The following is a 14,416-nucleotide window of genomic DNA, read 5'->3' on the forward strand; positions in this document are numbered from 1 at the left end:
ATTAAAAAAAAACATTAAAAGAGTAATTTTTTAATGTTTTTATTAAAATTAATAAGAAAAAAAGGCTATCTCTTAAAATGATTTTTTAATCATTTTGAGACAGCCCCTTTTGTTTTTTTTTGTTATTGGAAGAAGACACTAAAAAGTGCATGTGATAGGCTTTCTCTAATTTTAGAATGAATAATGAAGTGATTATGCATGAAATAAACCCTGGCGAGTATAGTTATAGTGGCGATATATATAAATATAATTATATTTTAATGAATGAAGGGGGTTTTTATATGGATCTTAAAAATAATTTTTCTAAAATCACTAAATCAATAAGTGAAAGTGCTTCTAATGTTGTACAAAAATCAAATGAATTAATAGAGGTATCTTCATTGAATGGTGAGATTAGTAATGAGGAAAAAAAGAAAAATATGATTTATATTGCTATTGGCAAGGTAGTTTATAACAGCTTTATTAACAAAGCAGAATTAAGTGAGGAAATCAGACATAAATGTGAAGCTATTCTTGAACATGATGAACAAATAAAAATAATTATGGACAAAATAATTAACGTCAAAAGAGTTAAAAAGTGCCCTAATTGTGGAGTAGATATGAACATTAGTATCAATTTTTGTCCTGATTGTGGAGTTATGCAGAAATTAATTGAAGATGATAATACATTATAAATATAAATGAAACAAGAGAGGCCTCACTTGCTTCTCTTATTTCATTTTTGTAACGTAAAGCTAGAGAACAATCTGTAGCTAGTTTAAATATCTGTTTTTAATCCTGTTGTGATTCAGGTATTAGTTCTTAGGTTCTGTTTGCTAAAATAAAAGCAGCAAAAGAACTAGGTATATCAATAAGTGATTTGTGGTGTAAAATAAAAAAATATGACATACGGCATTGTGAAAAAGTAAAAATAAACATACTTAATTAATATCAATTATTATTACTAATAAAGTTGGAATATAAATGGTCTAACAGTAGTATTAATAGTAGTATCAACACAATTAAATTCCTTAAGAAGGAGGATAGATCTCAAGAATATAAATTTTATTTATTACTAAATATTATATTATAAAAACTTTTGGAGGTGTACACAAAAATGGCAAAGATTAATACAGTACAAGAAGCAGTAGAAAATATTAAAGATGGTATGAAAATTATGACCGCAGGTTTTTTAGGTGTAGGTGCTCCGCTAAAAATCATAGATGCATTAGCAGAGACTGGTGTTAAGGATCTTACACTTATTCAAGCTGTATCAGCTCATCCAGGAGAAACTCACGATATTGGTAAGCTTGTTGCAAATAAACAAATAAAAAAATTCGTAGGTGCACATATTGGAACTTGTCCTGAAATCCAAGAACAATACAAAGCAGGTACATTAGAGGTCGAATTTATACCTATGGGAACTGTAGTAGAATGCATAAGAGCTGGTGGAGCTGGACTTGGGGCAGTGGTAACACCTACAGGAGTGGGAACTGTTCTTGAAGAAGGTAGAGAAAAAATGGTGATAGACGGAAAAGAATATTTGGTTTATCCACCAATAAAAGCTGACGTTGCCATAATCAAAGGTTATAAAGCTGACAAGCTTGGAAATATTCAATATAGAGGTACAACTAAAGGAACAAATACAATTATGGCACTTGCCGCTGATTTAGTTATAGCTGAAGTGGATGAAATTGTTGAAGCAGGTGAGATAGCACCTGATAGTGTTGGAACACCGGGTATATTAGTGGACATAATAGTTAAAGGCGATTCTTTAGAAGCTAGAGGAAAATATTTTGAAGATTTATGGATAAGAACTAAAAAAATGAAATAGGGAGGGTTAATAAGATGGATGGTAGAGAAATAATTGCAAGAAGAATCGCAAAAGAATTTAAAGATGGAATGGTTGCTAACTTAGGATTCGGAATACCTAATATGGCTGCAAACTATTTGCCAGATGGAGTTAAAGTAATACTTCAAGCAGAAAATGGAGCTTTGAATTTTGGACCAACTCCTAAAATAGGAGAATCTGATCCGGATTTAGGAAACTCTGGTGGAGCCCCTATTACTTTATTGAAAGGTGCATCAACATTTGATATGGATCTTTCCTTTGCAATAATAAGAGGAGGACATGTTGATATAACTGCCTTGGGTGCCTTAGAGTGTGACCAAGAAGGGAATATTGCGAACTGGATGATACCGGGAATCTTTGCACCAGGTATGGGAGGCGCTATGGACCTTTTAGTAGGAGCAAAATGTGTAATAGCCGCTTTAAGTCATAATGATAAAAAAGGTAATTCAAAGGTGTTAAAGAAATGTGCATTACCTTTATCCGCTGCAAAATGTGTTGACATTATAATTACAGATAAAGCGGTTATGAAAGTTACAGATAAGGGCTTAGTATTAATCGAAGTAGCACCAGGTTTAACTGTTGATGAAGTAATAAAGTGCACTGATGCTGATTTAATAATAGCTACTGATGTTAAGGAAATGGAAATATAATATGCTTATATAGAGAATGAATTTTAATAATAAATGTATATATCATGTCTAAAGATATTATATATTTGTAATGGATTTATGGAATAGATGAAGGGAGAGTATTATATGGAATTTAATGTAGAAAGACGATTCAAGAATCCACTGGTTAGTGGATTGGTTGCAGTAGTTATAACTTTTTTAATTGCTTGCATAGGATGGCCTATCTGGGGACTTATTGTAAAGGGTATTATAAGTAGTTTGGCTAGCGTAGGACTCGCACAAGTAGATGCAGCTGCAGCAAGCCAATATATTAAAGATGTTACAGAAGGAACTTTTTTCTGGATGTCTATTAATTCATGGGTATGGCTTACTCTATTATTTGGTAACTATGGTAAATATGCAAAGGGTAAAAAGCAACCTAGTGCTGGGTTAAGATATGCTGCTATAGCATTCTCACTTGGTGCAGTAGCTATGCTTGTTATGATAGGTTTTTTAGGAATATGGTGGAAGCCATTTAACTTAGCTACTATGTTCATTCCTCAGACTGGGGCACAAGTTTTACTTGCTACAGAAGGATGGGCTGCAGCTAACTTCTATGCAGTGCCTGTACTTATTTGTCAGATTCCAATTGTATCAATATTCGAGAAATGGCCTTTCGCAGGTAAAATAGCTGCCCCTTTAGATGGATTTGGTGTTATGATGACAACAACAGTTTTTGCAATACTTGTATGGATGGCAATGGTTATTCCTAGTTTCTTAAAATTACAATTAGGTGGAGAAGCTGCAATTATTACACCTATGGGATCTTGGCCATCAGTATTAGCCTTCTGCCAAATTTTTATATTCCTATTTTTATTCCCTGGAATAGGTGGAGAGCAATACCCTTATAAATTATTTACAAAAAGGCAACCATGGAAAGGTTTAATTGGTATCTCTATTTCTTTGGTAGGAGCGTTCGTAATTAGAGGTATTTTGAGAGTAGTTCTTAAGCCAATGGATCTTCTTAACGGACAACCGGTAGATCTTGTAATTGCTTCATTGGTTTTATCTATTGTCACTACAGCTCTTTTATGGCATCACCAATTTTTCGATTATCCTGGAGAAGATAAGATTAAAAGTTCAGGATCAAGATTTTTGATAAGACTTGCAATTGTATTAGTGGTTGGAACTATCATGGGATTAATATGGATGAAGGTTTATAAAATGCTTCCATTTGGAGGCAATGATATGGGACTCGGTTATGCAACTCTTGGCGTAATCGCTGGACAATTTGTATTTATGATGCCATTTCTATATCTGAACACTTTCTTTGACAAATGGCCATTAATTAAACAAGTTAAAAAATAATATATAAGTAGCTATTAAATATATATTTAATAGCTACTTTTTTATGAAAAAATAGCAAAACAAATTGTAGTTACAATTTGTTATGTTCACCCGGGGATTTCATGTGAGAAGTGGATTTGGTAATTTATAATCTTTTGGCGTTCCCCATAGTTCTAAACGATTAAACATAGGATATACAGAATTAAATTTCACATAAATAGGGGCTTTATCTAAAGATGGATTTTCTCTGAAAAATTCTCTATCTCCATATCTAATTGCCGAAAGTGCTAGCGGTAATTCTTTTATGAAAATGCTATTGCGTACCGCTGACATTATTGGGTTCTTTTCTTTATCTACCATAACATTAACCATCAGTGCGTACTCATTATTAACCATGATCCATTCTGCCAGCACTTCATCTCTCATGTCAGTGATTTTATCATAATCATATTTTGCTGCAATAGTCAAAAATAATTCTCCGGTAACATCTGAATGAGTAAGGGTATATTTCCTAGGAATAATTGGTTTTGTTTCACCTGTTCCCAAGCCAAAATTAACGTGTAACATTTCCTTATTGAATTTGCTCAAAGCCTTCCCTCCATAATATATAAATACATTATATATTATGGAGGGAACTGTTGTAATGTTCTTGTTATGCACTTAAAGCTAGACAGTTTATTGAACTCTTAGTTTACATCTTAATATTATATTATTGTGGCTGCATTACACCTGAAAAAACAAGCCATGCTAATATTGATTTAGCTACTAAACTAAGGATTATATAACCTCTTTCCCCATAGATATAGTTTTTCCATTTTCCTATCTTTAAATATTGTAGAATCATATTAATAGGAAATAAATTAAAGAATATAAAATATGAAGCAAAGATTGCATAAACAAACCATGGTACTTTATCTAAGTTTGAATTACCAAATGCATACATAACTATTATAATCCAAGGCCCAAAACCAGCGATAGATCCAAATATAAATGCATACCAATCTGTCTTTTTTGTATATTGGTTTATTCTTTCCATAAGTAGGCCAAATAAATTCATTGAAGCATTTAAAACAAATATTGCTATTAAAAGACCAATATCATATACACCAAATAATAAGGCAATTAAAGTTATCATTAAAGAGGAACTAATGGAATATTCATACCATCTAAATGGATTCATCCCTTTTTCTATATTACGATTATAAACATCATTTATCTTAGGCATTACAATTAAGAAATGAAATAGTGCAGATATTAATAAAAAAAGCGAGACACCTATAGCAAATGGAACATCAAATATCTTTTGATTGTCAGTTACCAGTCTCATTGTGGTAGTGTCAAATTTTAAAAAATTTGAATATACTGGAAGCTTAAAGGCAATGACCTTTTCAATTGTTAAAGCAAAAAATAACATAAGTGCTCCTTGGATAAAGTGTAAAAATCCCATAATTAAATTAAATTTGCGAAGCGATTCCAATTTATTATTATTTTCCATTTTATAACTCCTTTTAATACATATTATTAGATATATTATATTCTATGTTGTTGTAAGATTCAACTAATTTATAATAATTATTATTTAATTATTAATATTATTATTGAGTACGAGAAATTGATTAATATATATACTTTATTTTATGTAAAAAAAATACTATAATTAATAATGATAATATATTAATTATAGCTATAAATAAAAAATATTAATGACAAACCATTTAAACTATAAATTTACGTAAGGTTTGTCTATAAATAGAGGAGTTTATAAATGAGAAGAAAAGATATACTTGAGTTAAAAAGACGTTTTAAAAAAGAACAATGCACCTTCACTAAAGTTTGTGGATGCTATGTTAATGGAGAAAAACATACTATTTTAAAATTTAGAGAAAGCTTTTTAAATTTAGATGATGATGAATACTTTAAATATTTAGAAATTGCTAAAAAAGTATTGTCTGGCACTATTGGAAATAATATTTTAGAACTTAACTTTGAAGTTGATGAAGATTTTACAAGTGAAAGACAAATTTCGCTTATGCAGCTTAAAAACAGTCAATTAAAAGATGATGCTTATCTTGATAATCTTTATAATTTGATTATAGATAATTATGATTACACTGGTAATTTTTTAATACTCTTTTTTCATGATGCTTATGATGTTATTAGCAAAACTAGAGATAATATAAAGATAGATGAATCTGAAGAAGTATATGAATATGTGTTATGTGCAATATGTCCAGTTTCACTTTCCGAGCCTGGTCTTGGATACTTTGAAGAGCAAAACAAAATAAAAGCACGTATTAGAGATTGGGTAGTCGAGTCCCCAACTAATGGTTTTGTGTTTCCTGCTTTTATTGATCGTAGTGCAGATGTTAACTCTATTATGTATTACACAAAAAATGCGAAGGATACACATACTGAATTAATGGAAGATGTTCTAGGGTGCCTCTCAAAACAAACGGCTACGGTGCAAAAGGAAACATTCCAATCAATTATTAAAGATTCTTTTAGCGAAGGTGATGATAAAGCTGATAAGATTTTTATGGATATACAAGAAAACCTAAGCACTATGATAGAAGAATACAATGAGCTAAATGATGAGGCAGATAGTGAACCTATAAGCTTAACAAAGAAGGATATACAAAACCTTTTAATAGAAAGTGAAGTTCCAAGCGAAATTACAACTTTGATTGAAAATTCCTATGTAGAGAACTTTGGTGATGATATCACTTTAGCTAAAAATTTAATTGACGCAAAGGCTCTTAAGGCAAATGTGCAAAGAAAAAAGGAAGAACGCCTTCATAAAGAAGTGGAAATACTTCAGGCAAGACTTGATCAAGTTAAGCAAGATAATACTATAGATAATGAAACTAACCTGTCTACAGAAGTTAACGATGACAATGTGATTTTAGAAGAAGCCTTTGAAACTGATTTAGAAGAAACTTTAGAAACTAATTTAGAGAAAGTTCCAGATGCATTTGCACAAGATAATAATGTTAACACTGATTATGATGTTATACTACAAGTAAAACCAGAAAAAGTATCTCAAATAAAATCTCAAGTAATTAATGGCCAAAAATGCATAGTTATTCCTATTAATGACAATGAACAAACTACGGTTAATGGTATAGATAATTTAATTTAAAAGAACTTTATTAACTATTTTATTTGGAGGTATTTTGTTATAGTCAGATTCAAAATAAGTAATAAAATATATTAAGATTAATAAGTAAATACGACCGCATACGCTGCCATTCTGTTTGCTAATTAACAAGGAGCTGTTACCAATGTTAAAAAAACAAAATATGATATTAACAATTCAATGTAAAATACTAGAAAGTTCAAAAGGTAAGTTAAATAAACAATATTATACTCGAATCTTAACGATTAAAAATAGCTTTAAAGAAATATATTTAAATGAAAAATTAATCAAAGGAGCTACATATGATATAAAATTTGAAATTCAATTAAGATGGGATGGATATAGATGTGTCAATGAACCGGTGGTTACGAAGATAGAATATATTAAACCAATAAATGATTTCTATGATGGATTTTTATTTAATAATATAGCAAATTTAACTATAGAACATATGAATGGGTATTTTATAGGCTATGGGGTAGATGAGGATTATTTTAACAAAGCTATTAAAAAAATTGATAATACCGTAAAATAATAAATTATTAATGACATATCTTGATGTGGCCAATTTTTATAAAATATTTTTATAACATAATGGATATAATATTAATGCATTGAATAAATACAGTGTAATTTGTATAGTGAAAAGGAGGATAAATTATGTATGAGAATAATTTAGAAAAAATAGAAAAAAGTAATGGTATTTCAAATGATGATAGTATGAATAAAATTGCTGATGATATTGAACCAAGAGTAATGGGACAATCAAGTACTGATGATCTAGTTAATGAAGTTAATGAAATTATTATGAAGAATGAAATGAATATGTTCTAAAAATAAATATCTATAAGGCATGATTTTAATGACTTATAGATATTTTGGTGTTTAACAAGGGGTCAGGCACACATCTTTAAAATATGTATATTATAAATTAGGGGGCTGTCCAGACCACATTATACAAAATATTATTATCACCACCGATTAAATCTTGGATTTGATAATTTCTAAAGTTTAGTGAGACGCTACAACTGGAACAAACACCAGTTTTAGAGTCTTTTATTTTTACCCCGGTATTAAAATTAATAAGTTTTACCTATACCAAAGGAATCTACACGATAGAAGTAAATAATAAAAAACATATTATAATTAGTGTGTTAACTAGTACATCTTTGGTAATAATAAAGTAAGCATAAATTTAGGGGGGAATAATAATGAATATATTTTATAAACAAACATCTGAAGAAGTGATGAGAATTCTTGGTGTTAATGGGAAAGGACTAAATGACATTGAAATAGAAAAACGGCGAGAAGAACAAGGCTTTAATGAATTAACTGAAGGCGTTAGGAAAAGCCACATGCAGATATTTTTAGAGCAGTTTAAGGACTTCTTAGTATTAATACTTTTAGCTGCCGCAGTTATATCAGCTTTTCTTGGCAAGTTTGAGAGTACAATTGTTATACTTGTGGTTGTTATTATAAATGCAATACTAGGAACTGTTCAGCATATTAAGGCGGAACAATCTTTGAAAAGCCTTAAGGCCCTTTCCTCTCCAAAAGCCAAGGTTTTAAGAAATGGTCAGAAGCTGGAAATTGATTCAAAAGAATTGCTTGTCGGAGATATCTTGTATTTAGATGCAGGAGACTATGTAGGGGCCGATGGAAGAATAATTGAAAACTACAGTCTTCAGATAAATGAAAGCTCACTTACAGGTGAGTCAGAAAGTGTTATAAAAATAACTGATCTAGTAAATGGTGAGAATGTAGCTATTGGCGATAGAATAAATATGGTATTTTCGGGAAGCTTTGTAACCTATGGAAGAGCAGTAATTTTAGTTACATCCATTGGTATGAAAACAGAGATAGGTAAAATAGCTAACCTTTTAGAAAGTACAAAAGAAAAAAAGACTCCATTGCAAGTTAATTTAGACAATTTCGGAAAAAAATTAGCCTTTGTCATAATTGTAATATCAGCACTTATTCTAGCCCTTAATATATTTAGAGGTTATGCAATTATTGATTCTTTCATGTTTGCTGTATCACTTGCTGTGGCTGCAATACCTGAGGCATTAAGTTCAATCGTAACAATAGTTCTTGCCATCGGAACCCAAAAAATGTCTCGTGAAAATGCAGTTGTAAGAAAGCTTCATGCAGTTGAAAGTTTGGGAAGTATTTCAGTAATATGCTCAGATAAAACTGGAACGTTAACACAGAACAAAATGACTGTACAAAAGGTATATGTTGATGAAAAAGTACTGGCTCATGATGAACTTGACCATGATAAGCTATTGGAAAAGAATCTTGTATTAATGGCGTTATTATGTAATGATGCTATAACAGTTAAAGATAAGGAAATTGGAGATCCTACCGAGGTTGCACTTGTAAACTTAGGTGAAATATATGATTTAGATGAGCTGGATATTAGAAAAGACTATCCAAGAAGTTCTGAGGTGCCATTTGATTCTGATAGAAAACTAATGAGTACAGCAAATAAACGTAAAGACAAAACCTTTATGATAACCAAGGGTGCACTCGATGTGCTTTTATTAAGAACAATGAGGATTATTACATCAAATGGAGTTAAAATTCTGACTGAGGATGGTAAAAAAGAAATTGAAAGAGTAAATAAGGAATTTTCACAAAGTGGACTAAGGGTTTTAGCCTTTGCTTATAAAGAAATAGAAAATGGAAAAACAATTGGTATTGAAGATGAAAATGACTTAATATTTGTAGGCCTAATTTCTATGATGGATCCTCCAAGACTAGAATCTAAAGTAGCGGTTGCAGACTGTATTAGGTCGGGAATTAAACCAGTAATGATAACTGGAGATCATAAGATAACTGCTTCTGCTATAGCGAAGCAAATAGGTATATTAAATAACGAATCTGAAGCTATAGAAGGCTACATGCTTGACTCTTTAAATGATGAAGAGCTTAAAATTAAGGTAGAGAATATTTCTGTATATGCAAGGGTATCACCTGAGCATAAGATAAGAATAGTAAGAGCATGGCAGGAAAGAGGAAATATTGTAGCGATGACCGGTGATGGAGTAAATGATGCACCTGCTTTAAAACAATCGGATATTGGTATTGCCATGGGAATAACGGGTACTGAGGTTGCTAAAGATGCTGCTGCTATAGTGCTTATGGATGACAATTTTTCTACCATTGTAAAGGCAATTTCCAATGGTAGGAGCATATATTCAAATATAAAAAATTCTATTAAATTTTTATTATCTGGAAATTCAGCTGCTGTAATATCAGTACTTTATACTTCACTTACAGCACTTCCAATGCCTTTTGCCCCAGTGCACCTTCTGTTCATCAACCTTGTTACAGATAGTCTCCCAGCTATTGCAATAGGTCTTGAGCCTCACAATAAAAATATAATGAACGAAAAACCTAGAGATATAAATTCACCTATATTAAATAAATCATTTTCAATAGAAGTACTAATTGAAGGATTACTCATTGCAATAGGTACAATGACATCATTCCATATAGGATTATCAACCGGTAATACTTTAGCTGCAAGCACAATGGCATTTGCAACACTGTGTTTATCAAGACTGCTCCATGGGTTTAATTGTAGGTCTCGAGAATCCATATTTAAAATAGGTGTTTTCTCAAATGGATATTTATGGATTGCCACTATATTAGGGTATTTGCTTTTAGAATTTGTTTTAAGCTTTAAGCCACTAATGGGAGTTTTTGAAGTATCGCCTTTAACTTTAAATCAACGTGCTATAATATATGGACTATCATTTATGCCTTTAATTCTTATTCAAATATATAAACTATTATTTGTAAGAGTTCACAAGTAATATATTATACGGGTATTTAGCAAAACAAATTGTGGTTACAATTTGATCATGTCCCCCTTGGGATTTTATGAGAGAAGAGAATTTGCTAGGGAGTAGTGACACCCACGTTACTCGAACCAAAATAAAAGGTAACTACTGCTCATCACAATATTTACCTTTTCATCTTAAATTATTCTTCTTATATTTTTGTGTTTTATAGGTTATCCTTATTAATTATAAAATAATTAATAAGGTTTATTCAATATATTAAATATTATATTATAGTTTTTAATAGCTTTATTGTATCATCAATATTTTTTATATTAAAAGTTTTTACACCCTTGAAGTTTCTATCTTCTTCTATCTCCAAAGTTCCAAAACCATCTAAATCATATGCCACCATCATATTTTTACCAAATTTTATATCCATCACTAAAAACCATTCTTTTATTAGTTTATGATTGTGAGGTAAATAAATGAACTCTATATTACGGTGGGACTTTAGTGTAGTATCTTTTTCTCCAAATATATATATTTTATCTACATTATCAGCCATTTGAAGAAATCTATCCCAAATTTTACTTGCTCTAGATATTTTTTGAAAACCTGCATATATGGTGCCTTCTCTTTTTTTATTTAGTACTACGCTTTCCATCAAAAAACACATTTTTGCTAAATTTGCAACTTTGGATTCATATTTAATGTTTGGTATAGAAAGTGTTTTGTCCGACTCTTTATTAGACATTTTGATGAAATCTTCGTTACTACTTTTAAATATTTCTTCATAAATTGAAAAATTATTCATTTATTTAACCCTCCCTTAATTTTAGGTAGTAAATTATAGCATAATACTGAGACGATGGTAAACTTAATTAGATTAAATGGAATAATAATTAAAGTAAGGTATAGACTTAAATTACTTATAAACGGGTTGAAAGAGGCCGCTAAACTAAGAATCATTTGTTTATTAACTCCTAATAAGGTACTGTATAATGGAAACATTATATAGTAGTTTATGAATGCAGATAGAATACCAATTATGATTGTAGCAAACAATAGACTTATTTTTAATTTTTTATTTTTTTTATTAAAGAAATAAATAAGTATAATAAAAGAAAATGATATTATAAAATTAATTAATTCACCAACACCAGCTGTTAATGAAAACGGAAAATGTAAAATGTTTTTTATTAGACTAACAAATACTGCCTCGTAGACTCCACCCGTTAGCAACATAATAACCGCAGGTATTTCACTTAGGTCAACCTTTAAAAAACTAGGAAACATAGGTAGACTAGTACTTATGAACATTAGTATAAAAGAAATAGTGCTAAACATAGCTATCCTTACTATTTGATTTGTAGAGTATCTTTTAATATTTTCACCCCCTTTGAAAATACAATTTTTTCTTTTGTATTTTGAATTCTTTTAACAAAACTCTACCGTTAGTGTAGAAGTTATAACATTTGTATTATAACTTTTTAAACTAAATATTGCAATAAATTAAATTATTACCAAAATATCGACGCTGATAAAAAAACTATCCCCATATTTAATGATGTGAAGGTTATATATTGATGCTATTACACATTTTTAAACCGTTGTAAATATACATAATTTATAGTAATTATGTTATAGTTAAATATATGTTTTATAACGAACTTGTATAATGAATTGGTGCGATAGTGATATAAAATGAAGATAGTTAATAGATTCATGAGGGGGATTATAAGATGAAAAAAATATGTAATCAATGTCAGACTGAAATGATAGAAGATTTCAAAGTGGAATCTTATGGTGGAATTACAATTTCAAAAAAAGGCAAGTTCTTTTTAAATGCTACGTATGGTAAACCTCACGCAGCAGTTTGTCCTAATTGTGGTTGTGTAATTTTTTATATTGATAACTATAAAGATGTTGTTAAGTAACTAAAAATATATAATAGTTTAGAACAATGAACATAAAAATATGGTAGAATATTTTTGGAGAAAAATAGAAGCAGTACAAGAATTAAGAGACCTGAGGTTAGAGAAATCTAGCAACAGGTCCTTTTTTTATACTTTTATTTTATTTCTAATGGAACATATTTAGGATCCCATTTAGCATCTGCTACTGCCTTTTTGATATCTGAAATCGGTTCACAATTTAGGTTTTGATCTATTGCACTTTGACCTACAATTTCGGCTATTATTTGTGAGAATTCAGCTAATTTAGCTACAGGTGGTAATATTGCTGCACCTGGTTTACTAGAATCAACAATTCCTCCTAAAGCATGGCTTGCTTGTGATAACATTTCACTATTCACGCGAGTAGCAGTTGAAGCAATAATTCCAAGACCTAACCCTGGATACATTAACGCATTGTTTCCTTGACCAATGTGATACGTAACTCCCTTGTATTCAACATCTTCAGCAGGAATTCCTGTACCAATTAAAGCTTTACCATCTGTCCATTTAATCAAATTTTCTGCTGTTGCCTCAGCAAGGTTTGTAGGATTTGATAATGGGAAAATGATTGGACGAGCAGTATGAGCCGCCATATCTTTCATGATTTTTTCAGTAAATGTACCTGGTTGAGTAGAAGTACCAACAATGATTGTAGGATGAATTGTTTTGACTGCTGCTTCCAAGTTAGTTAATTCATCTGCATTTGCAAATTCTAAGCGCCTTCTAACAAATGGTTTTTGACCAGGCGTTAAATCTTCTGTATCTTCAAATAACACACCTTGTTTGTCTACCATATAGAAATGCTTACGAGCTTTTTCTTCTGGTACTCCTTGACGAATCATTTCATCTAGTAGTTGGTTTGCAATTCCAACACCTGCAGTACCTGCACCAAATGTCATTACAACTTGGTCAGCTAACTTTTCTTTAGAAATGTTCAATGCACCCAATACGCCTGCTAAAACAACAATACCTGTTCCTTGGATATCATCATTGAATGTTGTAATTTTATCTTGATATTTTTCTAGGATAGTGGCAGCATTTGAGCGACCAAAATCTTCCCAATGAATTAATAATTCAGGAAATAGTTTGGTAGTAGTTTTAACAAACTGATCAATAAAGTCATAATATTTTTTACCATAAATTCTTTTGTGACGGTTTCCTAAATAAAGTGGATTATTGAGTAATTCTTTATTATTTGTTCCGTTATCAATAGAAACAGGCAACACTTGACTAGGATTGATACCAGCTGCTGCAGTATACACCATCAATTTACCAATAGCTATATCCGCACCATTTACTCCGCAATCTCCCATACCTAATATTCCTTCAGAATCTGTTACTACGATTAAACGAATATCATGACCACCTGCTGCATTTTCTATACTTTCTTTAATATTTTCTGGTTCATTAATTGATAAGAAAGCTGCATCTTGTGGTTTTACAAATAGTTCATTATATTGTTCAATTGAATCTGCAACAGTTGGATCATAAACGATTGGCATAAATTCTACGATATGATCACACATCAATTTATAAAATAGTGTACGATTTGTATTAAAAATATTCATTAAGAAAATTCTTTTTTCTAAATCATTTGTTTTACTTAAAAATTGTCCGTAGGTTTGCCCCACTTGTTGTCGGAGTTTGTCAACATAGTTGTCGCAATTTCTATTTCTAACATTTTTATGACGATGACTCTTCTATAATAAGAAGTTCTTCTTCTTTTATTGGATTCAAAGATACATATT

Annotated in this window: 14 protein-coding genes and 1 pseudogene; 10 read left to right on the forward strand and 5 right to left on the reverse strand. The window is 30.5% G+C overall.

What is annotated here, in order from left to right:
• Positions 1-281 precede the first annotated feature (281 nt).
• The 5 genes from KPL37_RS17495 (at position 282) to KPL37_RS17515 (ending at position 3,807) form a co-directional block, all read left to right on the forward strand.
• Positions 282-674 (forward strand): zinc ribbon domain-containing protein, encoded by a 393-nt coding sequence (locus tag KPL37_RS17495; RefSeq protein ID WP_216151335.1) that lies wholly within the window; start codon positions 282-284, stop codon positions 672-674.
• A gap of 146 nt (positions 675-820) precedes the next feature.
• Positions 821-928: a helix-turn-helix domain-containing protein gene (locus KPL37_RS20430; RefSeq protein WP_425514048.1), complete on the forward strand. Its 108-nt coding sequence runs from the start codon at positions 821-823 to the stop codon at positions 926-928.
• A 168-nt stretch (positions 929-1,096) separates the two neighbouring features.
• A complete protein-coding gene (locus KPL37_RS17505; protein WP_216151337.1) occupies positions 1,097-1,813 on the forward strand; it encodes a CoA transferase subunit A in 717 nt (238 codons plus the stop codon).
• 14 nt (positions 1,814-1,827) lie between these two features.
• Positions 1,828-2,481, forward strand: a complete 654-nt coding sequence (locus KPL37_RS17510; protein ID WP_216151344.1) for a 3-oxoacid CoA-transferase subunit B — start codon at positions 1,828-1,830, stop codon at positions 2,479-2,481.
• Between the two features lie 105 nt (positions 2,482-2,586).
• Positions 2,587-3,807, forward strand: coding sequence for a hypothetical protein (locus KPL37_RS17515; protein WP_216151346.1), 1,221 nt, complete (start codon positions 2,587-2,589; stop codon positions 3,805-3,807).
• Between the two features lie 99 nt (positions 3,808-3,906).
• Here the strand turns inward: KPL37_RS17515 and KPL37_RS17520 are convergent, their stop codons facing one another.
• Together KPL37_RS17520 and heR are read right to left on the reverse strand one after the other, a co-directional pair.
• Positions 3,907-4,374: a staygreen family protein gene (locus KPL37_RS17520; protein ID WP_281418721.1), complete on the reverse strand. Its 468-nt coding sequence runs from the start codon at positions 4,372-4,374 to the stop codon at positions 3,907-3,909.
• A gap of 121 nt (positions 4,375-4,495) precedes the next feature.
• Positions 4,496-5,281 (reverse strand): heliorhodopsin HeR, encoded by a 786-nt coding sequence (heR, locus tag KPL37_RS17525; RefSeq protein ID WP_216151347.1) that lies wholly within the window; start codon positions 5,279-5,281, stop codon positions 4,496-4,498.
• 270 nt (positions 5,282-5,551) lie between these two features.
• Between heR and KPL37_RS17530 the strand changes: the two genes are divergently transcribed.
• The 4 genes from KPL37_RS17530 (at position 5,552) to KPL37_RS17545 (ending at position 10,743) form a co-directional block, all read left to right on the forward strand.
• The gene (locus KPL37_RS17530) at positions 5,552-6,925 is read left to right on the forward strand and encodes a DUF4317 domain-containing protein (protein WP_216151348.1); all 1,374 of its coding nucleotides are present in this window, start codon (positions 5,552-5,554) and stop codon (positions 6,923-6,925) included.
• Between the two features lie 142 nt (positions 6,926-7,067).
• The gene (locus KPL37_RS17535) at positions 7,068-7,457 is read left to right on the forward strand and encodes a hypothetical protein (RefSeq protein ID WP_216151350.1); all 390 of its coding nucleotides are present in this window, start codon (positions 7,068-7,070) and stop codon (positions 7,455-7,457) included.
• A gap of 125 nt (positions 7,458-7,582) precedes the next feature.
• Positions 7,583-7,756, forward strand: coding sequence for a hypothetical protein (locus KPL37_RS17540; protein ID WP_216151352.1), 174 nt, complete (start codon positions 7,583-7,585; stop codon positions 7,754-7,756).
• A 377-nt stretch (positions 7,757-8,133) separates the two neighbouring features.
• Entirely contained in the window at positions 8,134-10,743 is a 2,610-nt protein-coding gene (locus tag KPL37_RS17545; RefSeq protein ID WP_216151354.1) for a cation-translocating P-type ATPase, read from the forward strand.
• Between the two features lie 253 nt (positions 10,744-10,996).
• On the opposite strand, the gene KPL37_RS17550 is transcribed toward KPL37_RS17545, so the two are convergent.
• Together KPL37_RS17550 and KPL37_RS20435 are read right to left on the reverse strand one after the other, a co-directional pair.
• Entirely contained in the window at positions 10,997-11,527 is a 531-nt protein-coding gene (locus KPL37_RS17550; RefSeq protein WP_216151355.1) for a DICT sensory domain-containing protein, read from the reverse strand.
• The gene (locus KPL37_RS20435; RefSeq protein WP_425514049.1) at positions 11,524-12,120 is read right to left on the reverse strand and encodes an ECF transporter S component; all 597 of its coding nucleotides are present in this window, start codon (positions 12,118-12,120) and stop codon (positions 11,524-11,526) included. Before KPL37_RS20435 ends, KPL37_RS17550 begins: the two co-directional genes overlap by 4 nt.
• A 335-nt stretch (positions 12,121-12,455) precedes the next feature.
• Here KPL37_RS20435 and KPL37_RS17560 point away from each other — a divergent pair, with 335 nt between their 5' ends.
• Positions 12,456-12,650, forward strand: a complete 195-nt coding sequence (locus KPL37_RS17560) for a nucleic acid-binding protein (RefSeq protein ID WP_216151358.1) — start codon at positions 12,456-12,458, stop codon at positions 12,648-12,650.
• Between the two features lie 134 nt (positions 12,651-12,784).
• Here KPL37_RS17560 and KPL37_RS17565 read toward each other — a convergent pair.
• A pseudogene (locus KPL37_RS17565) lies at positions 12,785-14,314 on the reverse strand (malolactic enzyme); the annotation flags it as partial.
• Positions 14,315-14,416: the final 102 nt, after the last annotated feature.

Source organism: Clostridium frigoris (assembly GCF_018861865.1).
Lineage (GTDB): Bacteria > Bacillota > Clostridia > Clostridiales > Clostridiaceae > Clostridium_AD > Clostridium_AD frigoris.

Bases quoted from the DNA above. Each gene is read 5' to 3' on its own strand.
- KPL37_RS17495 (WP_216151335.1), top strand. From the start codon at position 282: ATGGATCTTAAAAATAATTTTTCTAAAATCACTAAATCAATAAGTGAA.
- KPL37_RS17505 (WP_216151337.1), top strand. From the start codon at position 1,097: ATGGCAAAGATTAATACAGTACAAGAAGCAGTAGAAAATATTAAAGAT.
- KPL37_RS17510 (WP_216151344.1), top strand. From the start codon at position 1,828: ATGGATGGTAGAGAAATAATTGCAAGAAGAATCGCAAAAGAATTTAAA.
- KPL37_RS17515 (WP_216151346.1), top strand. From the start codon at position 2,587: ATGGAATTTAATGTAGAAAGACGATTCAAGAATCCACTGGTTAGTGGA.
- heR (WP_216151347.1), bottom strand. From the start codon at position 5,281: ATGGAAAATAATAATAAATTGGAATCGCTTCGCAAATTTAATTTAATT.
- KPL37_RS17530 (WP_216151348.1), top strand. From the start codon at position 5,552: ATGAGAAGAAAAGATATACTTGAGTTAAAAAGACGTTTTAAAAAAGAA.
- KPL37_RS17535 (WP_216151350.1), top strand. From the start codon at position 7,068: ATGTTAAAAAAACAAAATATGATATTAACAATTCAATGTAAAATACTA.
- KPL37_RS17540 (WP_216151352.1), top strand. From the start codon at position 7,583: ATGTATGAGAATAATTTAGAAAAAATAGAAAAAAGTAATGGTATTTCA.
- KPL37_RS17545 (WP_216151354.1), top strand. From the start codon at position 8,134: ATGAATATATTTTATAAACAAACATCTGAAGAAGTGATGAGAATTCTT.
- KPL37_RS17550 (WP_216151355.1), bottom strand. From the start codon at position 11,527: ATGAATAATTTTTCAATTTATGAAGAAATATTTAAAAGTAGTAACGAA.
- KPL37_RS17560 (WP_216151358.1), top strand. From the start codon at position 12,456: ATGAAAAAAATATGTAATCAATGTCAGACTGAAATGATAGAAGATTTC.